Origin of the sequence: Streptomyces sp. NPDC001480 (assembly GCF_042894725.1) — a bacterium.
GTDB lineage: Bacteria > Actinomycetota > Actinomycetes > Streptomycetales > Streptomycetaceae > Streptomyces.
Map to the genome: position 1 here is coordinate 83,407 of NZ_JBIAVX010000022.1, position 26,370 is coordinate 109,776.

A 26,370-nucleotide genomic window follows, 5' to 3' on the forward strand; every position below is an offset into this window, starting at 1 on the left:
GGACCCTCCAGCGGGTGGAGACTCAAGGAGCCGGACAGGCCCTAGCGGAAGATGCCGGTGTGGCCGAGCGAGTAGCGGCCCGGCTGGGGGTAGACGGCCAGACCGTGCGGGCCGCTGCCGACCGGGATGCGGGCCAGCAGGTCGCCGGTGCCGGTGTCGATGGCGTACACCTCGGAGTCGTAACGGCCGGACAGCCACAGGACCTTGCCGTCCGCGGAGACCCCGCCCATGTCGGGGCTGCCGCCGCCGGGCAGGCGCCACTTCTTCGTCAGCCTGTCCTTGGTGAAGTCGAAGACGGAGATGCTGCCCTCACCCCGGTTGGAGATGTACATCTCGCGGGAGTCGCGGCTGACGTACAGCCCGTGGGCGCCCTTGCCGGTGGCCAGGAAGCCGGGCTTGGCGAAGGTGTCGCCGTCCAGGACCCACACGCCGTCCGCCATCATGTCGGCCACGTAGAACCGTTTGCCGTCGGGTGAGACCTTGACGTCCTGCGGCATGGCGCCGGCGAGCGGCAGCTTCTGCTTGCCGATCACCTCCATCCGCTCGGTGTCCACCTTGAGCAGGTCGCCGCTGAACTCGCAGGAGACGATGAAGTACCGGCCGTCGAGGGAGAAGTCCGCGTGGTTGACGCCGGCACAGGCGACCGGGAGGGCCTTCACCTTCTTCATGGTGTGGGCGTCGCGGAAGACCAGCTCACGGTCGAGGGAGGCCATGACGATGGCGTACCGGCCGTTCGGCGTGAAGTACAGGTTGTAGGGGTCGTGGACGTCGACCCGCTTGCCCGCCTTCCCGGTCCGGGGGTCGATGGGGGTGAGGGTGTTGCCCTTGTCGTCGTTGACCCAGAGCGTCTTCAGGTCCCAGGAGGGCACCACGTGCTGGGGCTGCCGGCCCACCGGGATCGTGTCGATGACCCGGTACGTCTTCGGGTCGATCACGGAGACGGTGTCGGAGTTGGTGTTGGGCACGTAGACCCGGGACGGGAAGTCCCGCACCACCGGCGAGAGCCGGCCCGGGCGGTCGGCGGCGTACACATCGGCCGGGTCGAGCACGGGAGGCATCCCGGGCAGCCCGTCGGCCTGCGCCTTCTGCACGGACGGCCGGACGGGCGCCGTGCTGTCCGGGGTCTCTTCCTTGTGTTGCCCGCCTCCGCCGCACGCGGACAGCAGCGTCAGGGCGGCGAGGGCGCAAGCGGCGGCCAGGGCGCGGGCGGCGTGGGTGGGATGCATCAGCTCAGCAGCTCCGTGGTGGTGACCGCGCGCAGCCCGCGGCGGCCGAGTTCTTGGAGTACGGCGGGGAGGGCGACGACCGTGTCGGGATAACCGAAGTGCAGGCTCACCACGGAGCCCGCGCGGACCTGGTCCAGGACCGTGCGGGTGATGGCGGGGGCGCCGGGCCGGGTGTAGTCCAGCGAGTCGACGTCGTACGACAGCACGTGCGGGTAGCCGGCCTCCTGAGCCAGCCGGGTGACCAGTGCGGAGGCGGTGGGCGCGCGCGAGGGCCGGAACCAGGTGCCGATGGATCCGGTGAGCCGCCTCAGGCGGTCCGCGCAGGCGGTGATCTCGGCGCGGGCGCCCGCCTCGGACATGGCGTTGATCGCGAGGTGGCGCTGGGTGTGGTTGCCCAGGTCATGGCCGCCGTCCAGGATCCGGCGGGCCAGGTCGGGGTGCTCGTCGAGCCAGCTGCCGACGGCGAGGACGGTGATCCGGGCGCCCTGCCGTTCGGCCTCGGTGAGCAGGCGGCGGGCGAGGGCGGGCTCGCCCTGGCCGTGGAAGGTCAGGGCGACGGCGGCATCGGTGCGCGGGCCGTGGGTGATCTGGACCGGGTGCCGGGGGAAGGCGCGCGGGGGCGGGGCCGGCGGGGGTGTGGCCGCCGAACGACCGGGAGCACGCGGCCGCGTGGCGGACGCGGCGGGGTGTGCGGGGGCGCCGGTCTCCCCGCAGCCGACGGCGAGCGCGCCCCCGGCGACGAGCCCGGCGCCCGCCCGGAGCGCCCCGCGTCGGTTGGTGGTGGTCACCCACACCATTTAAGGGGCGCATGGTAAGAAATGCGCACATTAGCCTCATTCGGGTGAGGGTGTTTCCGGGGCGTCGGCGGAGCCGGCAGGCCGGACCCAGGGCCTGGTCGCGAAAGCCCCTCGTCCGCCCGAACGGCGAGCCCCGCGCCCGCCCGGACCACCTCGCCTCAAGAGGCGCACGGTAAGAAACGCGCACATCAGCCCGATGGGGGGGAAGGTTTCCGGGTCGCGGTCGCACCCGGAATCGGCCGAACCTAGCGGTCAGCGACCCGTATCTCGAACCACGTGGTCTTGCCGCGCGGCAGGAGGTCCACACCCCAGCGGTCGGACAGTTTCTCGACCAGGAACAGGCCCCGGCCGCTGATGTCCATCTCCTGAACCGGCATCAGGCAGGGCAGCCCCCGGGAGGGGTCGCGGACCTCGACGCGGAGCCAGCCGCGGCGACGGCGCATGCGGAGGCCGAAGACGCGGGCGCCGGTGTGCCGTACGGCGTTGCCCACGAGTTCGGAGACGAGCAGGACGACGTCCTCCGCCGTCTTCGGGGTGAGCGCCCACTGCCGCAGGACGACGACCTGTGCGAGCCGGCGCGCGGTGGCCGCCGACTCCGGGCGGGACGGGAGCGGAACCTCGGCCTCCGCCGGATTGCCGAACAACTCGACTGCTTTGAGCGCCTGTTCGTCCTCGACCGCGGGCGACCAGCGCGCCGCGGTCGCACGGCCGTGTCCCCGCGGCTGTTCGATGCCCTCCAGCCCCGCCATGCCCCCATCATGGCCGTCCGGGGCGCCCTCCGGGGCCGTTCCGGAGGAATACGCCCCCCGCGCGCTCCCGTCCCACAGAAGCCGGTCGGCATATGCCAGGGGCAGCATGGAGCCGTCACCACCCAGTCCGACCTGCGACTACGACACACTCCCGGGCAAGCGCCGGAAACCCCCGACAAGACAGGCTTAAGGTTGCTTTAAGGTTCCTGTAAACCGCCCCATCGGGGGATCCGGGTCAGAGGAACTTGGCCTTGCCCGGCCCCTCCTCCACGAAGCTGCGCATGCCCCGCTCACGGTCCTCGGTGGCGAACAGGCCCGAGAACCAGTTCCGCTCGACGGCGAGACCGGTCTCGAGGTCGGTCTCCACGCCGGTGTCGATCGCCTCCTTCGCCGCGCGCAGGGCGATCGCAGGGCCCTGCGCCAGCTTCGCGGCCCAGGCGTGCGCCTCGGCGTACACCTCGGCGGCCGGGACCACCCGGTCCACCAGGCCGATCGCCAGCGCCTCGTCGGCCTTCACCATGCGGCCCGTGAAGATGAGGTCCTTGGCCTTGGAGGGGCCGACCAGCCGGGGCAGCCGCTGGGTGCCGCCCGCGCCCGGGATCAGACCGAGCAGGATCTCCGGCTGGCCGAGCTTGGCGTTGTCGGCGGCGATGCGGTAGTCGGCGCACAGGGCCAGTTCGCAGCCGCCGCCCAGGGCGTATCCGGTGACGGCCGCGACCACCGGCTTGGGGATGCGGGCCACGGCGGTGAAGGAGTCCTGGAGGGCGCGGGAGCGCAGGACCATCGCGGTGTGGTCCATGGCCTGCATCTCCTTGATGTCCGCGCCCGCCGCGAACACCTTCTCGCCGCCGTAGATCACCACGGCGCGCACGTCGTCGCGGCGCGTGGCCTCCTCGGCGAGCTCCTTGAGCCGGTCCTGCGTGGCGACGTCCAGGGCGTTCATGGGCGGGCGGTCGAGACGGAGGGTGCCGACGCCTTCGGCGACTTCGAGAGAGACGGTCATGCAGGCAGGTTAACGGGGACTAACGGCGGCTGCTCCGGTGCGGTCCATCACACTCGGCCGGGGGTCCGGGGGTTGTCCCCGGGCAGACGCAGCACGGGGACTAACGGCGGCTGCTCCGGTGCGGTCCATCACACTCGGCCGGGGGTCCGGGGGTTGTCCCCGGGCAGACGGAGCACGGGGACTAACGACGGCTGCTCCGGTGCGGTCCATCACATTCGGCCGGGGGTCCGGGGGTTGTCCCCGGGCAGACGCAGCACGGGGACTAACGACGGCTGCTCCGGTGCGGTCCATCACACTCGGCCGGGTCCGGGGGTTGTCCCCGGGCAGACGCAGCACGGGGACTAACGGCGGCTGCTCCGGTGCGGTCCATCACACTCGGCACGGCACGGGGACCGACGCGAGCGGGCCCGGTGCCGTCCGTCACAGCACCGGGCCCGTACGTCGGTCAGCGGGGGCTCACGCCTTCCACTTGTCCCACGACATGTTCCAGCCGTTGAGCCCGTTGTCCGGGTCCACGGTGCGATCGTTGGAGTGCTTGACGACCACCACGTCACCGAGCATCGAGTGGTTGAAGAACCAGGCCGCCGGAACGCCGCTGTCGTAGCCGCCCTTGACGTCGCGCAGGCCCACGCAGCCATGGCTGGCGTTGTAGTTGCCGAAGGCGCCGCCGCCCCAGTAGTTGCCGTGGATGAAGGTGCCGGAGTTGGTCAGGCGGATGGCGTGCGGGACGTCCTTGATGTCGTACTCGCCGCCGTAGCCGACCGTCTCGCCGTTCATGCGGGTCACGGTGAGCTTCTCGCTCATGACCATCTGGCCGTTCCAGGTGTCGTAGCCGGGCTTGCCGGTGGTGACCGGGATGGTCTTGACGACCTTGCCGTCCTGGGTGACCTTCATCGTGTGCTTCTTGGCGTCCACGACGGAGACCTGGTTGCGGCCGATGGTGAACTTCACCGTCTTGGACTGCTTGCCGTAGACGCCGTCGCGGCCCTCGACGCCGTCGAGGTTCAGCTTGACGGTGACCTTGGTGCCCGACTTCCAGTATTTCTCGGGCCGGAAGTCCAGACGGTCGTTGCCGAACCAGTGGCCCTCGACGTCGACGGCCGGCTCGGTCTTTATCTGGACGGCCTTCCGCACGTCCCCGGGGTTGGTGATGCCCCGGGTGAAGCGTATGGAGAACGGCATGCCGACGCCGACCGTGGAGCCGTCCTCGGGAGTGAAGTAGCCGACGAAGGTGTTCTTCGGGGTCAGCGTGGTGAAGCTGGAGTCCTCGGCCGCCGCACGGCCCTCGGAGTCCTTGGCGACCGCGTGCACCGTGTACTTGGTGGCGGCGGCCAGGTGGGTGGAGGGCTTCCAGCCGGTGCCGCCACCGGTGATGGTGCCCGAGACCGCGGTGCCCTTGTCGTCCTTGACCTCCACCTCGGTCAGCTTGCCCTTGCCGGCGCTGACCTTGAGGGCGCCGCTGGTGTCGACCTCGGTGGCACCGGACTTGGGCGAGATGGTCACCACGGCTTCGGACTGCTTGCTCTGCCCGGAGGAGCCCTTGCCCTTACCGGACCCGGACCCGGACCCGGCCCCCGAGTCCGAGTCGCCCCCACCGCACGCGGTGACGGACATCAGCAGGACGCCGGCTATGAGCACCGGCCACTTCCTCCGGCCCCGTCGGCCCCCAACCGACGCCCCCGATATCGGCCGCACGTTCAAGTCTTTCTCCCCTCCCCGGGCCTGGTCGGACCCGCACCCCGGCGCGCCCCACGCACGCATCGGCGCATATTAACCGCAAGGTTTTGGGGATCGTGTCAGCCGAAGGTCACCATTTCGTCGCAACATCAACTGAACGGTACGTCAACCGACCGCGCCGCCCGCCTTCCACTCCTTCCACCCCATGTTCCACCCGCCGAGGCCATTGTCGGGAGCGACCTTTTTGTCATTGCTGTGCACGACCTCGACGACGTCCCCGACCAGGCTGCGGTCGAAGAACCAGCCCGCGGGCGTGTCCGAACCGCCGCCCTTGACGTCCCTCAGGCCCACGCAGCCGTGGCTGACGTTGACGTTCCCGGGGGCGTCCGGGGCCCAGTAGTTGCCGTGCAGGAAGGTGCCGGAGTCGGTGAGCCGCATGGCGTGCGGGACGTCGGGGATGTCGTACTCGCCGCCGAAGCCGACCGTGCGGCTGTTCATGCGGGTGACGTCGAGCATCTCCATCACCACCATCTTCCCGTTGTAGGTGGTGTGCTCGGGGGCGCCGGCCGTGATGGGCACGGTGGCGAGCAGTGCGCCGTCCCTGCGCACCTGCATGGTGTGCTCGGCCGCGTCCACCAGGGAGACCTGGCTGCGGCCGATGGTGAAGGCGACCGTCTTGTACTGCAATCCGTACACCCCGCGCGCCCCTTCCACGTCGCGCAGCCGCAGGTCGACGGTGACCCGGGTGCCGGGCTTCCAGTAGTGCTCGGGCCGGAAGTCCAGGCGGCCCTTGCCGAACCAGTGCGGGCGGACCTCCACCGGGGGCTGGGCGGTGACGCGGACGGCCCGCTCGACGGCGGCCCGGTTCTCGATCTCCCGGTTGAAGGTCAGGGAGACGATCATCCCGGTGCCGACGGTGGCGCGGTTCTCGGGGGTGACGTATCCGATGAACCGCTCGTCGGGGACGTACGTCGTGAAGGTGGTGTGCCGGGCCGAGCGGTGCCCGTCGCGGTCCAGCGCCACCGCGTCGACGGTGTACCTGGCGGCGAGCGCCAGCTTGGGCTCGTCCGGCTCCCAGGCCGTGCCGTCGGCCGTCAGATGGCCGGGCACCGGGGTCTCCTGGGCGTCCTGGGAGCGGCGTACGGTCACCGACTCCAGGCGTCCGCCGGGCACCCGTACCCGCAGCCGCTGGTCCGAGCGGACGTCCTTGCTGCCGTCGTCCGGGGATACGCGGATGGTGTCCTTGGGGGCCGGGGGTTTGCCCAGGACCCGGTCGATGCCGATGTCGTCCGTGATGTCCGGGCCGCAGCCGGTGGCTCCGGCCAGCAGTCCGGCCCATGTCAGTACCGCGGCCAACGCGACGCCCGCGCGCCGTGCGCGCCCTTGTGGATGCCTCACGGGGGGCTCAACGATCGTCACCGCCCTGGGGAAACGTGAGTGCGACGCTAGCGCTGGGCAGAACAGTGGGGAGGACGACGCGACGGGGCACACGGCGGGACCCCGCGTGCCCGTTTCCACGTCGTTCCACGAGCCGCAGGAGGCTGACCCGTGACCAGCTCGGCCGAGCAGCAGGTAGTGGCGGAACAGCGCGCCGCAGTGGTGAACGGCAGCCGGCGCGCCGCGCCGCCCACCGTGCCGGTCTGGCCGGGCGCGCCCACCCCGCTGGGCGCGCGCTTCCGGGTCGGTCCGGACGGTGTGGCCGGCACCAACTTCGCGCTGTGGGCGGCCGGTGCGGAGGCGGTCCAGCTGTGCCTGTTCGACGAGGGCGGGCGGGAGACGCGCGTTCGCCTGACCGAACTGACGCACGAGATCTGGCACGGTTTCGTCCCCGGCGTGATGCCCGGTCAGCGGTACGGCTACCGGGTGGACGGCCGCTGGGACCCGTGGATCGGCGCCCGCTGGAACCCGGCGAAGCTGCTCCTCGACCCGTACGCGCGTGCGGTGGACGGGGAGTTCACTCTGCCGGCGGAGGTGTACGGGCACGTACGGGACTGGCCGGAGCAGCATGTCGCGGACACCGTGCGCGACGACCGGGACTCGGCGCCGCACGTCCCGAAGGGCGTCGTGGTGCACGACGACGAGGACTGGGCCGACGACCGCCGCCCCAAGACCCCGTGGGCGGACTCGGTCATCTACGAGCTGCACGTACGCGGCTTCACCAAGCTGCACCCCGGCATACCGGAGGAACTGCGCGGCACGTACGCCGGTCTGGCCCACCCCGCCGCGATCGAGCACCTGGTGAAGCTGGGCGTCACGGCCGTCGAGCTGCTGCCCGTCCACCAGTTCGCGCACGAGGACCACCTGCTGCGCCGCGGCCTGAGGAACTACTGGGGCTACAACTCCATCGGCTACTTCGCCCCGCACGCCGCCTACGCGGCCTCCGGTACGACGGGCCAGCAGGTCGGCGAGTTCAAACGCATGGTCCGGGCGCTGCACGCGGCCGGCATCGAGGTCATCCTCGACGTGGTCTACAACCACACGGCCGAGGCGGGCGAGCTGGGCCCCACGCTCTCGCTCAAGGGCATAGACAACCGCGGCTACTACCGCCTCCAGGACGACGCCCGCCGCTACGCCGACTACACGGGCTGCGGCAACACCCTGCACGTCGTCCAGCCCCAGGTGCTGCGCCTGATCACCGACTCCCTGCGCTACTGGGTGACGGAGATGGGCGTGGACGGCTTCCGCTTCGACCTGGCCGCCGCGCTGGCCCGCTCCATGCACGACGTCGACATGCTCTCCCCGTTCCTCGCCGTGATCTCCCAGGACCCGGTGCTGCGCCGGGTGAAGCTGATAGCCGAACCGTGGGACATCGGCTCGGGCGGCTACCAGGTGGGGGCCTTCCCCCCGCTGTGGACGGAGTGGAACGACCGCTACCGCGACGCCGTCCGCGACTACTGGCGCGGCGCCCTGCCCGACGTACGCGACCTCGGCTACCGTCTGTCGGGCTCCAGTGACCTGTACGCCTGGGGCGGCCGGCGTCCCTACGCCTCCGTCAACTTCATCACCGCGCACGACGGTTTCACCCTGCGCGACCTGGTGTCCTACGAGCGCAAGCACAACGAGGCGAACGGCGAGGGCAACCGGGACGGCTCGAACGACAACCGTGCCTGGAACTGCGGGGCGGAGGGCGACACGGACGACGAGGGCGTACGGGCCCTGCGCCGCCGCCAGCTGCGGAACCTGCTGACCACCCTCCTGCTCTCCACCGGGGTCCCCATGCTGGTGGCGGGCGACGAACTGGGCCGCACCCAGGGCGGCAGCAACAACGCCTACTGCCAGGACAACGAGATCAGCTGGCTCGACTGGTCCCTCCTGGCCGACCCCGACTGGAGCCCCCTGTTCGATCTGACCTCCCGTCTGATCGCCCTGCGCCACCGCCATCCGGTGCTGCGCCGCCGCGCCTTCTTCTCCGGCAGCTCCCAGTCGGCGGACGGCCTGCGGGACCTGGCCTGGTTCACCTCCCGGGGCACGGAGATGACCGAGGGCGACTGGTACGCGCCCGCCGCCACCCTCGCCATGTACCTCTCCGGACGCGACATACCCGGCCGGGACGAGCGGGGCCTTCCGGTCCTCGACGACAGCTTCCTCGCCGTCCTCCACGCGGGCGACGCCCCCACCCCCTTCGTGCTGCCCGGCCCGCCGTGGGCGGAGCGGTACGAGGTGGTCGTCGACACCTCGCGCGAGGAGCAGGGCGAGGCCCCGGCGGTGGTGCACGAGGCGGGCACGGAGATCACGGTGCCGGGGCGGGCGGTGCTGCTGCTGAGGGTGGCCGGCTGAGCGGGCGCCGGCCTCTGCGGTACTAGCCCAGGATGCCCCGGTCGTAGGCCGCCGCGACCGCCGCCGCCCGGTCGTTGACGCCGAGTTTGGCGTACAGGTGGCGATGCCAGGTGTCCCGGCGGGCGCGCGGGTCCACGCACTGGGCACCGGACCGCATCGGCCGTCACGCTCGAGCCCGCATCATCCGATCGGTTGATGCGACGGTACGACCCACCGAACGCGCAGGTCGTAGGACTAACGGACGACCTCCCCCCGGCCGAAACTCGGTGGGCGTCGTCAGTGCCGGTCCGTAGGCTCGCGGTGATGCCCACGACACGTGCAACCACCGCCCAAGACCGTTCCGCCGTCCGTGTTCTCCTGCGCCTGTGGCCGTACGTACGGCCCGCGCGGGCACGGTGGTCCGCCGCCGCGTTCGTCGCGGTCGTCGCCTCCTGTACGGGGCTGGTGATCCCGCTCGTCCTGAAGTGGATGGTGGACGGGCCGGTGGCCGACCGGGATCCGCGGGGGGTGTGGCTGGGCGCGCTGTACCTGCTGCTGCTCGGGCTCGCGGAGGCGCTGCTGTTCGGGCTGCGGCGGTGGCTGGTGGCGCGGCCGTTGTCGCACATCGAGGCGGAGCTGCGAGCGGGGCTGTACCGGCATCTGCAACGGCTGCCGGTGGCCTTCCACGACCGCTGGGCCTCCGGCCAGCTGCTGTCGCGGGCCACCACCGACCTGATGCTGCTGCGCCAGTTCCTGGCCTTCCCGCTGACCTTCCTGCTGGTCAACTCGGTGACGATCCTCGTCGGCGTGGTGATCATGCTGATGCAGGACTGGGTGCTGGGACTGGTGATCCTGGGCCCGGCCGTGCCCGTGATGGTCACCTGCTTCGTCTTCGAACGGCGGTACGCGCAGGTGGCGCGGCGCGCCCAGGACCAGGTCGGGGACCTCACGACGGTCGTGGAGGAGAGCGTCCTCGGGATCCGGATCATCAAGGGCTTCGGACGGCACCGCAGCCAGGCGCGGGTGTTCCGGGAGCTGTCGGGCACGCTGCGCGGGACGGAGCTGCGCAAGGCCCGGCTGCTGGCGGCCATCTGGGGAGTGATCGTCACCCTGCCGGAGCTGGCCATCGGGGTGACGCTGGTGTGGGGGGCCGTACGGGTGGCGGACGGTCAGCTGTCGGCGGGGACGCTGGTGGCGTTCCTGTCGACGGCTCTCGCCCTGCGCTGGCCCGTGGACTCGATCGGCTTCCTGCTGGCGATGAGCCAGGAGGCGGCGACGGCCACGCAGCGGTACTTCGAGGTGCTGGACGAGGAACCGGAGTCCGAGGGCGCCGACGGGTCCGCGCCGGCCGCCGGGGACGAGGGCATCCGGTTCCACGACGTCCGCTTCCGCTACCCCGACGCCCCGCCCGGCTCCCCGCCCGTCCTGGACCGCATCGACCTGCACATCCGCCCCGGCGAGTCGATGGCCCTGGTCGGAGCGACCGGCAGCGGCAAGACCACCCTCACCGCGCTGATCCCCCGGCTGCACGAGGTCACGTCCGGCCGGATCACGCTGGACGGCGTGGACATCACCGCGATGTCCCGCGCCCGGCTGCGCTCCCAGGTCGCCGTCGCCTTCGAGGAACCCACGCTGTTCTCGGCGAGCGTCGGCGACAACGTTCTCATGGGAGCGGGTGACGACGCCGGTGCCCCGGAGCTGGAGCGGGCGCTCGCCGTCGCCCAGGCCGAGTTCGCGCACGCCCTGCCGCAGGGCACCGACACCCAGGTCGGCGAGCAGGGCCTGAGCCTGTCCGGCGGCCAGCGGCAACGCCTCGCGCTGGCCCGGGCCGTGGTCGGCGGTCCCCGGTTCCTGGTCCTGGACGACCCGCTGTCCGCCCTCGACGTGCACACCGAGGCCGCCGTGGAGGCCGCGCTGCGCCGGGTCCTCGCCGACACCACCGCGCTGATCGTGGCCCACCGCCCCTCCACCGTGCTGCTCGCCGACCGGGTCGCCCTGCTCTCGGGCGGCCGTATCGCCGCCGTCGGCACCCACCAGGAACTCCTGCGCTCCAACCCCGAGTACGCCCACCTGATGTCCGGCACGGAGCCCGGCGAACCCAGGGAAGAGGAGGACGGACGATGACCGCCGCCCCCACCACGTCGGCCCCCGCACCCGACGAGGAGGAGGAACTCCCCCGCCCGCCCGCCGCCGACGACCCCTTCGACCGCGACGTACTGCCCACCCCGCCCGGTGCCACGGCCGCCCTGCTGCGGTCGCTGCTCGCCCCGATGCGGGCCCGGGTGGCGGGCACCACGCTGTTGCTGCTGCTCCAGCAGGCGGCGGTGCAGGCCGGGCCGCTGCTGGTGGCGTACGCCCTCGACCGGGCCGTACCGGCGCTGCGCGACCACGGCGACCACGGGCCGCTGATCGCGGTGGGTGTCGGCTACCTGCTGTGCGCGCTGGTCTCCGGGGGGCTCCAGTTCGCGTTCATCGAGGCCTCCGCCCGGGTCAACCAGGACGTGCTGCTGGATCTGCGCGGCCGTATCTTCCGGCACGCGCAGGCGCTCAGCATCGACTTCCACGAGCGGTACACCTCCGGGCGGCTCATCTCACGGTCCACGACGGACGTCGAGTCGCTGCGGGAGCTGCTCAGCGAGGGCCTCCAGGAACTCGTCACGGTCGTCCTGTCCTTCGTGTACATCGCGGCGATGCTGCTCTGGCTGGACCTGGGCCTGGGCGCGGTCGCGGTGGCCTCCTTCGTACCGCTGTACCTGCTGATCCGGCTCTACCAGCGGCGCGCGGGGCGGGTGTACCGGGTCCGGTCCACGGCGATCGCGGCGGTGATCGTGAAGTTCGTGGAGACGATGAACGGCATCCGGCCGGTCCGTGCCTTCCGCCGGGAGGACGTCAACGACGCCGAGTTCCGGGTGCTGAACCGGCGGCACGAGCGGACCAACGGCGACGCCCTGCTGGAGATGGCCCGCTATGTGGTCGGCTCCCGGCTGGTGGCCAACACGGCCGTCGCGGGAATCGTGCTGTGGGGCGCCTACCGGGTCGCTTCCGGTTCGCTGGCGCTGGGCGTGCTGGCGGCGGCGGTGCTGTACCTGCGCCGGCTGTACGACCCCATCGACCGCCTCGGCATGTTCCTGAACTCCTACCAGTCGGCGGCGGCCTCCCTGGAGAAGATCGCGGGCCTGCTGGCGCAGACGCCGTCCGTGCCGGAGCCGTCGCAGCCCAGGGACCTCCCGGTCGTCGAGGGCGAGCACCCCGGCCGCGAGGTCGTCTTCGACGGCGTCCGCTTCGCCTACCGCACCGGCGGCGAGGTGCTGCCCCGCTTCGGCCTGACCATCCCCGCCGGGCAGACGGTCGCGGTGGTCGGCTCGACCGGCGCGGGCAAGTCGACGCTGGCGAAGCTGCTGGCCCGGTTCTACGACCCCACCGACGGGCGGGTCCTGCTGGACGGCGTGGACCTGCGCGAGCTGTCCGCTCGCGAACTGCGGCGCGGGGTGGTCATGGTGACGCAGGAGGCGTTCCTGTTCTCCGGCACGGTCGCCGAGAACATCGCCATCGGGCGGCCGGACGCGACCCGGGAGGAGATCGAGCGGGCGGCCAAGGCGATCGGCGCGCACGAGTTCATCAGCGCCCTGCCCGACGGGTACGACACCGACGTCCGCAAGCGGGGCGGGCGCATCTCCGCCGGGCAGCGCCAACTGGTGGCGTTCGCACGCGCGTTGCTCGCCGACCCGGCGGTGCTGATCCTGGACGAGGCGACCAGCTCGCTGGACGTCCCGGGCGAACGGGCGGTGCAGCGCGCCATGTCGACGGTGCTCAGGGGCCGTACCGCGGTGGTGATCGCGCACCGGCTGTCCACGGTGGAGATCGCCGACCGGGTACTGGTCATGGAGCACGGCCGGATCGTCGAGGACGGCGAACCGGCCGAACTGATCGCGGGCACGGGCAGGTTCGCGGATCTGCACCGGGCGTGGCGGGACAGCCTGGCGTAACGGGGCCCTGAGTACGGGGCCGAGAGAACGGGGGACGGATGATCGACGCCTACGAGGATCCGGGGACGCCCGACTGTCGTGGCGGCTGGTGGTACCTGTGGTGGCTGGTGCGGTGCCAGCCCGGCCGGTCGCTCGCCGGGGCGCTGCTCGGCAGCGTCTGGATGACGCTGATGGCCGCGGCGCCCTATCTGATGTCCCGGGCGATCGACGACGGGCTGGTGCCGGGCGACATGGGCGCGCTCGCCCGGTGGACGGTGGTGCTGTTCGTGGTCGGGGCGTTCAACGCCTGGCTGAGCATCATGCGGCACCGGACGATGACACGGGTGCGGATGGACGCCAACTTCCGCACGGTCAAGGTCGTCGTGGGGCACGCGGTCCGGCTGGGGGCCGCGCTGCCGCGCCGGGCCGGGGCCGGGGAGATCGTGACGATCGGTGTGGGGGACGTGCAGACGATCGCGCAGGCGCTGACCGTGGTGGGGCCCGGGGCGGGCTCGATCGTGGTCTACCTGGTGGTGGCCGGGCTACTGCTGTCGATCTCGGCGCCGCTGGCCGCGGTGGTGCTGCTCGGGGTGCCGGTGATCGCGCTGCTCACCGGGCCGCTGACGCTGCGGCTCCAGGGTGCGGAGAGCGAGTACCGGGAGCGTCAGGGCGTGCTGGCGGCGCGCATCGGCGACCTCGCGGGCGGGCTGCGGGTGCTCAACGGCCTCGGCGGCAAGGGGCTGTTCGCGGACGCCTTCCGGAAGGACTCGCAGCGGCTGCGCGCGCAGGGCTACCGGGTGGGCGCCGTGGCCAGCTGGGTGCAGGCCCTCGGGGTGGGCCTGCCCACGCTGTTCCTGGCGGTGGTGACCTGGCTCGCGGCCCGGCTGGCGGCGCAGGGTGAGCTGACCATCGGCGAGTTGGTGGCCGTGTACGGCTATGTGGCGGTGCTGATCGGTCCGGTGGCGTTCTTCGTGCAGATGGCCTACGAGCTGAACCGGGCCGTGGTGGCCGCCCGCCGGGTCGTACGGCTGCTGCGGCTGGAGCCGGAGCCGGACGAGGGCACACGGCCCGCGCCGGACGGTCCCGCGGAGCTGCACGACCCGGCGTCCGGGGTACGGGTGGCGCCGGGCCGGTTCGTCGCGCTGGTCGCCGCCCGGCCCGCCGAGGCCGCCGCCGTCGTCGACCGCCTGGGCCGGTACGGCCCCACCGGCGTCACCTGGGGCGGGACACCGCTCGACGCCGTCCCGCTGGCCGAGGTCCGGGCCCGGATCCTGGTCGCCGACAACGAGGCGGACCTGTTCGCCGGGCCGCTGCGGGAGGTCGTCGCCGCCGAGCGCACGACCGACGGGGCCGCGCTGCGCCGGGCGGTGTACGCGGCCGCCGCCGAGGACGTCGTACGCGGGCTGCCGGACGGGGTGGACTCGGCCGTCGCCGGGCAGGGCCGCAGCCTCTCCGGCGGGCAGCGGCAGCGGATCCGGCTGGTGCGGGCGCTGCTGGCCGACCCGGAGGTGCTGCTCGCCGTCGAGCCGACCTCGGCACTGGACGCGCACACGGAGGCCACCGTCGCCGAGCGGCTGCGGGAGGCGCGGGAGGGCCGTACGACGGTCGTGACGAGCACCTCGCCGCTGGTGCTGGACCGGGTGGACGAGGTGCTGTTCCTGGTCGACGGCAAGGTGGTGGCGAGCGGGCCGCACCGGCGGCTGCTCGACCAGGAGCCGGCGTACCGGGCGCTGGTGGCCCGGGACGTCGAGGAGACCGCCCCGGAGATTGCCGGGGAGACCGCCGAGGAGGCCGTACGGTGACGACGGGTGAGGGACTGCTGCCGGTCGCGGACCGGGCGGGGGTGCGGCGGGCGACCGTGCGGCTGGTGCGGGCCGACGGGCGGGCGTTCGCCGCCACGCTGGTACTCAACGCGCTGGCGGCCGTGGCGGGGCTCGCCGGGCCGTGGCTGGTCGGGCGGATCGTCGACGAGGTGCGGGCGGGACACGGAGCCGGAGCGGTGGACCGGCTGGCGCTGTGGATCCTGCTCTGCTCGCTGGCCCAGCTGCTGCTGGCCCGCTGGGCGCGGTACGTGGGGCACCGGTTCGGTGAGCGGACGCTGGCCCGGGTGCGTGAGGAGTACGTCGACCGGGTGCTGGGGCTGCCCGCGTCGACGGTGGAGCGGGCCGGTACCGGTGACCTGACCGCGCGCGGCACCGCCGATGTGGCGACCGTCGGCAGCACGCTGCGGGACGTCGGCCCGGAGTTGCTGGTGTGCACCGCGCAGGCGCTGTTCGTGCTCGGCGCGGTGTTCGCCCTCGACCCGTTGCTGGGCCTGTTCGGGGTGCTCGGCCTGACCCCGATCTGGCTGGCGCTGCGCTGGTACCTGCGCCGGGCCCGGGACGGCTATCTCGCCGAGGGGGCGGCCACCTCCGAGGTCGCCGAGATCGTGGCGTCGACCGCGGCCGGAGCCCGGACCGTCGAGGCGTTCCGGCTGCGGAAGCGGCGGATCGCGGCGAGCCGGGACGCCCTGGAGAAGTCCCGCCGCACCCGCTTCTACACGCTCCGCCTGCGGACCGTGTTCTTCCCGGCGGTCGAGGTGACGTACACCGTCCCGGTGGCGGGCGTGCTGCTGATCGGCGGGTGGCTGCACGAGCGCGGCATGGTGGGGGTCGGCGCGGTGGTGGCGGCCGCGCTGTACCTGCGGCAGTTCACGGAGCCGCTGGACCAGATCCTCATGCGGGTGGAGCAACTCCAGTCCAGCGGCGCCTCGTTCGCCCGGGTGGAGGGGCTGGCGCGGGCTCCCCGTACGGAGGCGGAGGGCGCCTGCCCGGAACCGGCGGACGACCGGATCGACGTGCGCGCGGTGCGGTACGCGTACGAGCGCGGCGGCGAGGTGCTGCGCGGGGTCGACCTGACCGTGCGGCCCGGGGAGCGGCTGGCGGTGGTCGGTCCGTCCGGTGCTGGCAAGACGACGCTGAGCAGGCTGCTCGCGGGTGTCGACGCGCCGGGCTCGGGCACGGTGACGGTGGGCGGGGTGCCGGTCGCCGCGCTGGAGCCGGAACGGCTGCGCCGCCAGGTCGTGCTGGTCACCCAGGAGCACCATGTCTTCCTCGGCACGGTCCGTCAGAACCTGCTCATCGCCGAACCTGCCGCGGTCGACGAGCAGTTGTGGTCCGCGCTCACCGCGGTCGGCGCCGACGTCTGGGTGCGTGAGCTGCCGGACGGCCTGGACACCCGCCTGGGCGCGGGCGGTCACGCCACGGACGGCTCGCAGGCCCAGCAGCTCGCGCTCGCCCGGGTGGTCCTGGCCGACCCGCACACACTGATCCTGGACGAGGCCACCGCCCTGCTGGATCCGGCCACCGCCCGGCACACCGAGCGCGCCCTGGCCGCGGTGCTCAAGGACCGTACGGTCATCGCCATCGCGCACCGTCTGCACACCGCGCACGACGCCGACCGGGTGGCGGTGATGGAGGACGGCCGCCTCACCGAACTCGGTACGCACGAGGAGCTGGTGGCGGCCGGCGGCGCGTACGCGGCGCTGTGGCGCACGTGGCACGGGGGACAGAAGTGAACAGTTCGTATATCGAACGCGAATATCCGGTCAACGAACCGATTCCGGCCAAATTCCTGACGCGCTCCTGACAGACACGCGCGCCGCTGCCACCCTTCCCACTGTCGCTTCACAGCAACCCCACAGTTTCACCGCTGTGATCTCCCCTGGTCGCGTGACCCGCGGCCACGCAGAAGGAGTCCGTGTTGAGAAGCAATTCCTCGCGCAGACGCACCTCCCACATCACCCCCCGTCGCACCGCCGCCGTCGCCCTCGCCGGCGTCACCGCACTGATCGCCGCGGCCGTCCAGTCCGGCGCCGCCAGTGCCACCCCGGCCAAGTCCACCTCGGGCAAGGCGAACTCGTCCCACGCGGCGGTCAGGCTCACCCCCTCCCAGCGGGCCGAGCTGCTCCGCGACGCCAGTGCCGCCAAGGCCGACACGGCCCGGTCGATAGGCCTCGGCGCCAAGGAGAAGCTGGTCGTCAAGGACGTCGTCAAGGACGGCGACGGCACGCTCCACACCCGCTACGAGCGCACCTACGCCGGCCTGCCCGTCCTCGGCGGCGACCTCGTCGTCGAGACCGCGAAGTCCGGTGCCACCGAGTCCGTCGTCAAGGCGACGAACGCCACCCTCAAGGTCGCCGGCCTCACCCCGGCCGTGAGCGCCACGAGCGCCGAGAAGCAGGCCGTCCAGCGCGCCAAGGCCCTCGGCGCCGTCAAGCCGGCCGCCGCCAACGCCCCCCGCAAGGTGATCTGGGCGGCGAGCGGCAAGCCCGTCCTGGCCTACGAGACGGTCGTCGGCGGCTTCCAGGACGACGGCACCCCGAACCAGCTGCACGTCATCACCGACGCCGCCACCGGCAAGAAGCTCTACGAGTACCAGGGCATCGAGACCGGCATCGGCAACACCCAGTACAGCGGCCAGGTCACGCTGACCACCACCCAGTCGGGCTCGAACTACACCCTCACCGACGGGGCGCGCGGCGGCCACAAGACGTACAACCTCAACCACGGCAGCTCCGGCACCGGCACGCTGTTCTCCCAGACCAGCGACACCTGGGGCAACGGCACCACGTCGAACGCCGCCACGGCGGGCGCCGACGCGCACTACGGCGCCGCGGAGACCTGGGACTTCTACAAGTCCACCTTCGGCCGCAACGGCATCAAGAACAACGGCGTCGGCGCCTACTCCCGGGTCCACTACGGCAACTCGTACGTCAACGCCTTCTGGGACGACGGCTGCTTCTGCATGACCTACGGCGACGGCTCCGGCAACGCCGACCCGCTGACCGCGCTCGACGTCGCCGGCCACGAGATGAGCCACGGCGTCACGTCCAACACCGCGGGTCTGAACTACAGCGGCGAGTCCGGCGGCCTGAACGAGGCGACCTCCGACATCTTCGGCGCGGGCGTGGAGTTCTACGCGAACAACTCCGCCGACGTCGGTGACTACCTCGTCGGCGAGAAGATCGACATCAACGGCGACGGCACCCCGCTGCGCTACATGGACAAGCCGAGTAAGGACGGCGCGTCCAAGGACAGCTGGTACTCGGGTCTCGGCGGCCTCGACGTGCACTACTCCTCGGGCCCCGCGAACCACTTCTTCTACCTGCTGAGCGAGGGCAGCGGCGCCAAGGTCATCAACGGCGTCAGTTACAACTCGCCCACGGCGGACGGACTTCCGGTCACCGGCATCGGCCGGGACAAGGCGCTCCAGATCTGGTACCGGGCGCTGACCACCAAGTTCACCTCCACCACCAACTACGCGAGCGCCCGCACCGGCACCCTCGCGGCGGCCGGTGAGCTGTACGGCACCACGAGCACCGAGTACAAGGCGGTGCAGGACGCCTGGGCGGCCATCGCGGTCGGCTCGCGCTCGGGTGGCGGTGGTGGTGGCGGCACCTCGTACGAGAACACCACACCCGTGTCGATCCCGGACAACGGGCCCGCGGTCACCTCGAACATCACCGTCTCGGGCAGGAGCGGAAACGCGCCAAGCAACCTCCAGGTGACGGTCGACATCAGCCACACCTGGCGCGGTGACCTGGTGATCGATCTGGTCGGCCCGTCGGGCACCTCGTACCGCCTGAAGAACTTCAGTTCCTCGGACTCGGCGGACAACGTGAACGCCACCTACACGGTGAACGCATCCTCCGAATCGGCCAATGGCACTTGGAAGTTGAAGGTCCAGGACCAGGCCGCACAGGACGTCGGGACGATCAACAGCTGGAAGCTGACCTTCCCGTAGACCCAGCCCAGGGCACCACGCGCAGGGCGCCGTCCGGGAGGTTCGACTCCCCCGGGCGGCGCCCGTTCACATGGGCGCAACATTCACCGAACAACTGGTTTTCAGCCAACATCACTTCAGGGTCATGACATGTACGCGGCCCTGGTGTCACTCTTCCTTCACCCGCCGCACAACACAGCAACTTCACAACGCCACACTCCGGTCAGTAACCCCACGCTGACCCGGACTCCCCCACGAGAAGGAGCTTGAGTGAGCCCCCTCTACGCGCGTCACAAGCGCACCACTCTGGCCATCGCCACCGCTGTCGCGGCCGGAGCCCTCCTCACCACCGGTCTGACCACCAGCGCCTCCGCCCAGCCGGCCGGCGCCGCCAAGACCCTGGCCGCCGCCCCGACCTCGCTGTCCGCGGCCGCCCGCACCACCCTGATCCAGAAGGCGCAGGCCGGCGCCACCGAGACCGCCCAGCACATAGGCCTCGGCGCCAAGGAGAAGCTGGTCGTCAAGGACGTCGTCAAGGACGTCGACGGCACCGTCCACACCCGCTACGAGCGCACCTACGCGGGCCTGCCGGTGCTCGGCGGCGACCTGGTCGTCCACACCTCGAAGGCGGGCAAGACCGAGGGCGTCACCAAGGCCGTGAAGTCGGCCATCAAGGTGGCCTCGCTCAAGCCGCAGATCACCGCGTCCAAGGCGGAGAAGCAGGCGCTGACCGCCGCCAAGACCCTCGGCTCCGCCAAGACCGCGGCCGACGGCGCGCGCAAGGTGATCTGGGCCGGCTCCGGCAAGCCCGTCCTCGCCTACGAGACGGTCGTCGGCGGCTTCCAGGACGACGGCACCCCGAACCAGCTGCACGTCATCACCGACGCCGCCACGGGCAAGAAGCTCTTCGAGTACCAGGGCATCGAGAACGCGACCGGTACCGGCAAGACCCTGTACTCGGGCACCGTCAGCCTCACCACCTCGCTGTCGGGCTCGACGTACTCGCTGACCGACGCCTCGCGCGGCAGCCACAAGACGTACAACCTGAAGCACGGCACCAGCTCCGGCACCGGGACGCTGTTCACCAACACCACCAACACGTGGGGCACCGGCGCCGCCTCCAGCTCCTCCACCGACGTGACGGCGGCCGCCGACGCCGCCTACGGCGCGCAGGAGACCTGGGACTTCTACAAGTCCACCTTCGGCCGCAGCGGCATCAAGAACAACGGTGTCGGCGCCTACTCCCGCGTGCACTACGGCAGCTCGTACGTCAACGCGTTCTGGGACGACAGCTGCTTCTGCATGACCTACGGCGACGGTGACGGCAACACCCACCCGCTCACCTCGCTGGACGTGGCCGGCCACGAGATGAGCCACGGCGTCACCGCCAACACCGCCGGCCTGAACTACTCGGGCGAGTCCGGCGGCCTGAACGAGGCGACCTCCGACATCTTCGGCACGGGCGTCGAGTTCTACGCCAACAACTCCTCCGACGTCGGTGACTACCTCATCGGCGAGAAGATCGACATCAACGGCGACGGCTCCCCGCTGCGCTACATGGACAAGCCCAGCAAGGACGGCGGCTCGGCGGACTACTGGTCCTCCTCCGTCGGCAACAAGGACGTGCACTACTCGTCCGGCGTCGCGAACCACTTCTTCTACCTCCTCTCGGAGGGCAGCGGCGCGAAGACGATCAACGGGGTCGCGTACAACTCCCCGACGTCCAACGGCTCCACGGTCACCGGCATCGGCCGCGCCAAGGCGCTCCAGATCTGGTACAAGGCGCTGACGACGTACTTCACGTCGACGACCAACTACAAGTCGGCGCGCACCGGCACCCTCTCGGCGGCCGCCGCGCTCTACGGCTCCGGCAGCACCGAGTACAACGCTGTGGCCGCGGCCTGGTCGGCGGTCAACGTCAGCTGACGCCTAACCAATTGACAGTGGCGGCCCCCGGGACGAACTCGCTCCCGGGGGCCGCCCTACTCTTGGGTCCCATGTCTTCGGCGTCCTTCACCTACGAGCCGGTCGGCGCGACCCGCGAGGACCTCTCCGCCTGCCCGCCCGGCTTCCACCCGCTCCACGTGCGCACGCGCATAGGCGAGGGCGAGCCGGTGTTCCGCCGCGCCGCCGAGGCGGTCCTCACCTGGGAGATGCACCGCGCGATAGGCGTCGGCCTCGACGCCACGGCCGACCGCGCCGCCCCTGACGTGGACGTCACGGTAACCCTTGCCGGCGTCATAAAGGCCCCCTGCCGCATCATCTGGACGGTCGAGGAACACCGCCGCGCCGGCTGGGCCTACGGCACCCTCCCCGGCCACCCGGAGTGCGGCGAGGAGGCCTTCATCGTCGACCGCACGGGGGACGGCACGGTCTGGCTGACGGTGGCGGCGTACAGCCGGGCGGCGAAGTGGTACGCGCGGGCGGGCGGGGCGGCTACGCGGGGGTTGCAGCACGCGTACGCGCGGCGGTGCGGGGTGGCGCTGCGGCGGCTGGTGGCGGCGGAGGACTGACCTCCCACCCACGCACCACCCGTTTCCAGTCGGCCGAGGGGCTCGGGTCTCCTGTGGGGGCCATCCACCGTCGGCGGCTTTCCGTCCGCGGTCAGTCATTCATGGTCAGTCGTCCATGATGTGGGTCTGCCTGCGGTAGGGGCCGGGCACCAGGGCCAGCCGCTGAGGGCGCCAGAGGACGTCCTGTTCGTTCAACGTCAGCTGACCGTTGCGGCGCAGCAGCCAGACCTCCTCGAACTGGAAGTGCATCACGGCGTCCCCGTCGACCTGGGCCAGCAGGGGCATGACCAGCCGCAACATATCGTCCTGTTGCTCGCTCACCTCCACCCCCTTGGCCATCCGGAACGCCACGGTGACCGTCGGGGTGAAGCCGAGCCCCGCGACGACGGGATGCCACGGATGACACGGCCCGTGCCTGAGCACACGAACCCAGGTGTCCAGCCGGGTGCCTGTCCCCTCCATCAGCCCGTCGCGGGTGACCGACCCGTCGAACACGCCAACACCCCTGCCGATGGCAAGCAGACGACCCGCGACCTCGTCCACCGTCGACCGCGTCGCACAGTCAAGGTCGTAATCGATCGCCACGCGCCCGAGTCTGGCACGGGGCGGGTGGTCATGAGGCCGCACGGGTCTCCACGCTGTGTACGTCGGCGTTCCACCGTCGACGCGGTGGTCATCGTGGCGGCGGCCTCTGCCACGGCCGATGGGGGACACCCTTTGCAGGCACCGCACACTGAAGAACCTCAGGTTCTACTTCCTTTTTGCGTGCCTGTGTGACTCCGAAGATGACGAAGGCCAGGATGACCATTCCGAACGACAACCAGGTCGGCACACCGTCAAGTCCCTTATGCGCCAACATAGTTTCGCAGGACGTGTGCACTGGAACTCCCTCCTTGGAGGCAGACCGAAGGTTCGGATGCAGCTCGCGGAGTCTTCATAGGCCGCTTCCTTGGTCGGCGACACTTGTCCGCGAAGACGCTGATCCCTGTGTCGGCGACTGCGTCAACGCAGTCGGCTGGGTCGCCCTTGATGTAGAACCGGTGGCCGTGCCGGAGGCGCTCTGCCCGGTGAGGCCGACCGCGGCGTTGGTGAGGGTGGCGCTGTCGCGGGTCAGGCGCTGGGTGTTGTCCACGCCGGCGTAGGTCTGGTTCGTGGTGGCGCCGGACTGGGTGTACGCGGCGAGCTGGGTGAAGGGGGTCCAGTTCTCGGTGGTGCGGGTTCCGGTGGGGCTCGCGGCGGAGGTTTCGTTGCCGGCGCCGTCGTAGCCGGAGCCGGAGTTTGACGGTCAGGGTCCGTCCCGACGCGGCTGTGATCTTGGCGGGGAAGTCACCGGAGTAGGCGATGGTGGTGGCGTTGCCGTTCTTGTCCTCCACTTTCGACACCCGCGCGTCCCCAGTCGTGCCGGAGCGGGTGAACAGAGTAAGGGCACGGATTTGTCGGGCGTTTGCCTTTGATGTCACGGCGGAAGATGCAGGAGGCACGCAACGGACAAAGGCAACCGCCCCACCGGTCTCCCGATCCACATCCACCCCTGCCGGTGTGCATCCCAGACAGGCATGCACGCATCAACAGGGGGAACTCGGACCGGCTTGCGTGCGCGTCAGCGCGTCAGCGCGTCACCGAAGCAGCACCCCCGCCCCCTCAACCCCCTCCTCCGAAGGCACCGCCACCAGCCCCAACTCCGCTCCGGAGGCGAGGAGTCGGTGGGTCGGCAGGACCCGGACCGTGTAGCCGTACGGCCCGGTGCGGTCGAGGGAGAGGGGGCCCTCGTAGAGCCAGCGGCCGTCCGTGTCCTGGCCGCCCGCCGCCTTCAGGGCGATCAGGCCGGCGTCCGTGATGCGGTCCTCGGAGTCGACGCGGCCGGAGACCACCTGGACCTCCACGTCGTCGGGCGAGAGGTCGCCGAGGCCGACGCGGACGCGCAGGGCGAGGGTGGTGCCGAGTTCGGCGGTGGCCGTGGTGGCCGTCGTCTCGACGTGGTCGACGGTCACGCCGTGCCACGCGGTACGCACCCGGGCCTTCCAGGCGGCCAGTTCCTCCGCCGCGGACGGGGTGAGGGCACGGCTCGCCTGCGCGGCCGGGGTGTAGAGGCGCTCCACGTACTCGCGGACCATGCGGCCGGCCAGCACCTTCGGGCCGAGCAGGGTCAGGGTCTGGCGGACCATCTCGATCCAGCGGTCGGGGAGACCGGACCGGCCGCGTTCGTAGAAGCGGGGGGTCACCCGTTGTTCGAGGAGGTCGTAGAGGGCGGCGGCCTCTATGTCGTCGCGGCGGTCGGGGTCGGTGCCCGCGCCGTCCGCCGTGGGGATGGCCCAGCCGAAGTCGGGCTGGAACCACTCGTCCCACCAGCCGTCGAGGACCGAGAGGTTGAGGCAGCCGTTGAGGGCCGCCTTCATGCCGGAGGTGCCGCAGGCCTCCAGTGGGCGCAGGGGGTTGTTCAGCCAGATGTCGCAGCCCGGGTAGAGCTTCTGCGCCATCGCCATGCCGTAGTCGGGCAGGAAGACGATGCGGTGGCGGACGCGCGGGTCGTCGGTGAAGCGGACCAGTTCCTGGACCAGGCGCTTGCCGCCGTCGTCCGCCGGGTGGGCCTTCCCCGCGACCACGATCTGCACCGGGTGCTCCGGGTGCAGCAGCAGTTCCATCAGGCGGTCGCGGTCGCGGAGCATGAGGGTGAGGCGCTTGTAGGACGGGACCCGGCGGGCGAAGCCGATGGTCAGGACGTCGGGGTCGAGGACGCCGTCGATCCAGCCGAGTTCGGCCGTGCCCGCGCCGCGCTGGCGCCAGGAGGCCCGCAGCCGCTCCCGTACCTCCACCACCAGTTGCTCGCGCAGGGTGCGCCGCAGCTCCCAGATGTCCTGGTCCGCGATGCCCGCGACCGCGTCCCAGCGCTCGGTGCCGTCGACGGTGAGCGCGTCCTCGGTGCGCTGGGCCCCGAGCCGGCGGGCCCCCAGCCGGAGGACCTCGGGGGCGACCCAGGTCGGGGCGTGCACCCCGTTGGTCACGGAGGTGATCGGCACCTCCTCGGGGTCGAATCCCGGCCAAAGTCCGGCGAACATCTCCCGGCTGACCTGGCCGTGCAGCAACGACACCCCGTTGGCGCGCTGGGCCAGGCGCAGCCCCATCACGGCCATGTTGAACAGGTTCGGCTCCCCGCCCGGGTAGGTCTCCATGCCGAGCCGCAGGATCCGCTCGACGTCCATGCGGGGCAGCTCCGCGTCGGGGCCGAAGTGCCGGGCGACCAGCTCACGGTCGAAGCGGTCGATGCCGGCCGGGACGGGGGTGTGGGTGGTGAAGACGGTGCCCGACCGGACCGCTTCCAGGCCGGCGTCGAAGTCCAGGCCCTGGTCGCGGAGTTCGGCGATGCGTTCCAGGCCGAGGAAGCCGGCGTGGCCCTCGTTGGTGTGGAAGACCTCGGGCTCGGGGTGGCCGGTGAGCCGGCAGTACGTGCGCACCGCCCGCACTCCCCCTATGCCGAGCAGCATCTCCTGGAGCAGCCGGTGCTCGCTGCCGCCGCCGTACAGCCGGTCGGTGACGCCGCGTTCGCCGTGGTCGTTGTCCTCGACGTCGGAGTCGAGCATCAGCAGCGGCACCCGGCCGACCTGGGCCAGCCAGATCCGGGCGTGCAGCCGCTTGCCGCCGGGCAGGGCGAGGGAGACCTGGGCGGGGGTGCCGTCGGCCTCGTCGAGCAGGGCGAGCGGCAGCTCGTGCGGGTCGAGGACCGGGTAGTGCTCCTGCTGCCAGCCGTCCCGGGACAGGCTCTGCCGGAAGTAGCCGTGCCGGTAGAGGAGTCCGACACCGATCAGGGGTACGCCCAGGTCGCTGGCCGCCTTCAGGTGGTCGCCGGCCAGGATGCCGAGGCCGCCGGAGTACTGGGGCAGGGCGGCCGTGATGCCGAACTCCGGGGAGAAGTAGGCGACGGCGGCCGGCAGGCCCGGGGGCTGCGTCTGGTACCAGCGGTCGCCGGTCATGTAGTCGCCCAGATCGTCCGCGGTCGCGGCCAGGCGGCGCAGGAAGCGGCGGTCCTCGGCGAGTTCGGCCAGGCGGCCGGGGCGCACACCGCCGAGGAGCCGGACCGGGTCGCCCCCGGAGACGGCCCAGCGTTCGGGGTCGATGGACTGGAACAGGTCGCGCGTCTCCGCGTGCCAGGACCAGCGCAGGTTGCGCGCCAGGTCGCTGAGCGGCCGGAGGGGTTCGGGGAGCACGGGACGGACGGTGAACCGACGGATCGCCTTCACACTTCCACCTCGGACGCAGTGCGTGTGAGACACACTTCGTTGTGCGTCTCGTCGTCGACTTCGACGGTACCGGGGGTACCCGTGTCTTCGAGGCCGGACTTGTGTGTAGACATACGCGTGAGTAGTTAACAAAGTGCCGGATTGCGTACCTGAATAGGGTGGGAAGGCTCCTCCGGTACGCTCCCCAGGCGCATCACAGGTAGACCCGCAGGACCCACCTCCCCACAGTCATCCGCCCACACCCTCGTTGACGCGGACAGGAGCGGTCATGCCCGCCACGCACCACTCGTCACCACCCCCGACAAACGGCAAGCCGACCAGCAGGACAGCTGGCAAGAAGAGCACCAAGCCGAGGGCTCCGGCCGGTGCTGACGCCGGGGTTCCGGCCGGTGCCCCACCGGCCTCCCCACAGGAGTCCTCCCCACAGGAGTTCTCCCCACAGGAGCCCGCCGGGGGTACCGTCGTCGGCCGTATCCCCGTGCTCGACGTCCGTCCCGTGGTCCAGCGCGGCCACAGGCCCGCCAAGGCGGTGACTGGAGAAACGTTCGAGATCTCCGCGACCGTGTTCCGCGAGGGGCACGACGCCGTGGCCGCGAACGTGGTCCTGCGGGACCCCGAGGGCCGCCCGGGGCCCTGGACGCCGATGCGTGAACTCGCCCCGGGCACCGACCGGTGGGGCGCCGAGG

Annotated in this window: 17 protein-coding genes and 1 pseudogene; 9 read left to right on the plus strand and 9 right to left on the minus strand. The window is 71.5% G+C overall.

The genetic code is table 11. The features are described from left to right. Positions 1-41 precede the first annotated feature (41 nt). From ACFY01_RS39515 to ACFY01_RS39540, 6 genes are all read right to left on the minus strand, one after another. On the minus strand, positions 42-1,226 hold the full coding sequence (locus ACFY01_RS39515) for a hypothetical protein (RefSeq protein ID WP_390740619.1): 1,185 nt from the start codon (positions 1,224-1,226) through the stop codon (positions 42-44). After that, positions 1,226-2,023: a polysaccharide deacetylase family protein gene (locus tag ACFY01_RS39520; RefSeq protein WP_390740620.1), complete on the minus strand. Its 798-nt coding sequence runs from the start codon at positions 2,021-2,023 to the stop codon at positions 1,226-1,228. Before ACFY01_RS39520 ends, ACFY01_RS39515 begins: the two co-directional genes overlap by 1 nt. 245 nt (positions 2,024-2,268) lie before the next feature. Next, positions 2,269-2,772, minus strand: a complete 504-nt coding sequence (locus ACFY01_RS39525; RefSeq protein ID WP_390740621.1) for an ATP-binding protein — start codon at positions 2,770-2,772, stop codon at positions 2,269-2,271. 235 nt (positions 2,773-3,007) lie between these two features. Continuing rightward, the gene (locus ACFY01_RS39530) at positions 3,008-3,775 is read right to left on the minus strand and encodes an enoyl-CoA hydratase/isomerase family protein (protein WP_390740622.1); all 768 of its coding nucleotides are present in this window, start codon (positions 3,773-3,775) and stop codon (positions 3,008-3,010) included. Positions 3,776-4,231: 456 nt separating this feature from the next. After that, on the minus strand, positions 4,232-5,476 hold the full coding sequence (locus ACFY01_RS39535; protein ID WP_390740623.1) for an Ig-like domain-containing protein: 1,245 nt from the start codon (positions 5,474-5,476) through the stop codon (positions 4,232-4,234). Between the two features lie 141 nt (positions 5,477-5,617). Then, complete coding sequence (locus ACFY01_RS39540; RefSeq protein ID WP_390740624.1) at positions 5,618-6,850, minus strand: Ig-like domain-containing protein; 1,233 nt, start codon at positions 6,848-6,850, stop codon at positions 5,618-5,620. A gap of 150 nt (positions 6,851-7,000) precedes the next feature. On the opposite strand from ACFY01_RS39540, the gene glgX reads away from it, so the two are divergent. Then, the gene (gene glgX, locus ACFY01_RS39545) at positions 7,001-9,229 is read left to right on the plus strand and encodes a glycogen debranching protein GlgX (protein WP_390740625.1); all 2,229 of its coding nucleotides are present in this window, start codon (positions 7,001-7,003) and stop codon (positions 9,227-9,229) included. Positions 9,230-9,251: 22 nt separating this feature from the next. On the opposite strand, the pseudogene ACFY01_RS39550 reads toward glgX, so the two are convergent. Further along, positions 9,252-9,329, minus strand: a pseudogene (locus ACFY01_RS39550) (DNA-binding response regulator); the annotation flags it as partial. 203 nt (positions 9,330-9,532) lie between these two features. On the opposite strand from ACFY01_RS39550, the gene ACFY01_RS39555 reads away from it, so the two are divergent. The 7 genes from ACFY01_RS39555 to ACFY01_RS39585 all read left to right on the plus strand — a co-directional run bounded on the left by ACFY01_RS39555 (position 9,533) and on the right by ACFY01_RS39585 (position 21,449). Beyond that, positions 9,533-11,332: an ABC transporter ATP-binding protein gene (locus tag ACFY01_RS39555; RefSeq protein ID WP_390740626.1), complete on the plus strand. Its 1,800-nt coding sequence runs from the start codon at positions 9,533-9,535 to the stop codon at positions 11,330-11,332. Further along, a complete protein-coding gene (locus ACFY01_RS39560; RefSeq protein WP_390740627.1) occupies positions 11,329-13,194 on the plus strand; it encodes an ABC transporter ATP-binding protein in 1,866 nt (621 codons plus the stop codon). The genes ACFY01_RS39555 and ACFY01_RS39560 overlap by 4 nt, the downstream gene beginning before the upstream one ends. 38 nt (positions 13,195-13,232) lie before the next feature. Continuing rightward, positions 13,233-14,975 (plus strand): ABC transporter ATP-binding protein, encoded by a 1,743-nt coding sequence (locus ACFY01_RS39565; RefSeq protein WP_390740628.1) that lies wholly within the window; start codon positions 13,233-13,235, stop codon positions 14,973-14,975. After that, positions 14,972-16,729 (plus strand): ABC transporter ATP-binding protein, encoded by a 1,758-nt coding sequence (locus ACFY01_RS39570; protein WP_390740629.1) that lies wholly within the window; start codon positions 14,972-14,974, stop codon positions 16,727-16,729. The genes ACFY01_RS39565 and ACFY01_RS39570 overlap by 4 nt, the downstream gene beginning before the upstream one ends. 185 nt (positions 16,730-16,914) lie before the next feature. Beyond that, complete coding sequence (locus ACFY01_RS39575; RefSeq protein ID WP_390740630.1) at positions 16,915-18,957, plus strand: M4 family metallopeptidase; 2,043 nt, start codon at positions 16,915-16,917, stop codon at positions 18,955-18,957. Positions 18,958-19,206: 249 nt separating this feature from the next. Continuing rightward, positions 19,207-20,862 (plus strand): M4 family metallopeptidase, encoded by a 1,656-nt coding sequence (locus tag ACFY01_RS39580; protein ID WP_390740631.1) that lies wholly within the window; start codon positions 19,207-19,209, stop codon positions 20,860-20,862. Between the two features lie 71 nt (positions 20,863-20,933). After that, the gene (locus tag ACFY01_RS39585; protein ID WP_390740632.1) at positions 20,934-21,449 is read left to right on the plus strand and encodes a DUF1990 domain-containing protein; all 516 of its coding nucleotides are present in this window, start codon (positions 20,934-20,936) and stop codon (positions 21,447-21,449) included. 105 nt (positions 21,450-21,554) lie between these two features. Here ACFY01_RS39585 and ACFY01_RS39590 read toward each other — a convergent pair whose 3' ends face one another. Both ACFY01_RS39590 and ACFY01_RS39595 read right to left on the minus strand, forming a co-directional pair. After that, positions 21,555-22,034: a SitI3 family protein gene (locus ACFY01_RS39590; protein ID WP_390740633.1), complete on the minus strand. Its 480-nt coding sequence runs from the start codon at positions 22,032-22,034 to the stop codon at positions 21,555-21,557. Between the two features lie 1,031 nt (positions 22,035-23,065). Beyond that, a complete protein-coding gene (locus ACFY01_RS39595; protein ID WP_390740634.1) occupies positions 23,066-25,684 on the minus strand; it encodes a glycosyltransferase family 1 protein in 2,619 nt (872 codons plus the stop codon). 268 nt (positions 25,685-25,952) lie between these two features. On the opposite strand from ACFY01_RS39595, the gene ACFY01_RS39600 reads away from it, so the two are divergent. After that, positions 25,953-26,370, plus strand: a 418-nt coding sequence (locus tag ACFY01_RS39600; protein ID WP_390740635.1) for a maltotransferase domain-containing protein, incomplete at its 3' end; no start/stop codon positions are given.

Coding starts and splice junctions, on each gene's coding strand:
- ACFY01_RS39515 (WP_390740619.1), bottom strand. CDS start 1,226: ATGCATCCCACCCACGCCGCCCGCGCCCTGGCCGCCGCTTGCGCCCTC.
- ACFY01_RS39520 (WP_390740620.1), bottom strand. CDS start 2,023: ATGGTGTGGGTGACCACCACCAACCGACGCGGGGCGCTCCGGGCGGGC.
- ACFY01_RS39525 (WP_390740621.1), bottom strand. CDS start 2,772: ATGGCGGGGCTGGAGGGCATCGAACAGCCGCGGGGACACGGCCGTGCG.
- ACFY01_RS39530 (WP_390740622.1), bottom strand. CDS start 3,775: ATGACCGTCTCTCTCGAAGTCGCCGAAGGCGTCGGCACCCTCCGTCTC.
- ACFY01_RS39555 (WP_390740626.1), top strand. CDS start 9,533: ATGCCCACGACACGTGCAACCACCGCCCAAGACCGTTCCGCCGTCCGT.
- ACFY01_RS39560 (WP_390740627.1), top strand. CDS start 11,329: ATGACCGCCGCCCCCACCACGTCGGCCCCCGCACCCGACGAGGAGGAG.
- ACFY01_RS39565 (WP_390740628.1), top strand. CDS start 13,233: ATGATCGACGCCTACGAGGATCCGGGGACGCCCGACTGTCGTGGCGGC.
- ACFY01_RS39585 (WP_390740632.1), top strand. CDS start 20,934: ATGTCTTCGGCGTCCTTCACCTACGAGCCGGTCGGCGCGACCCGCGAG.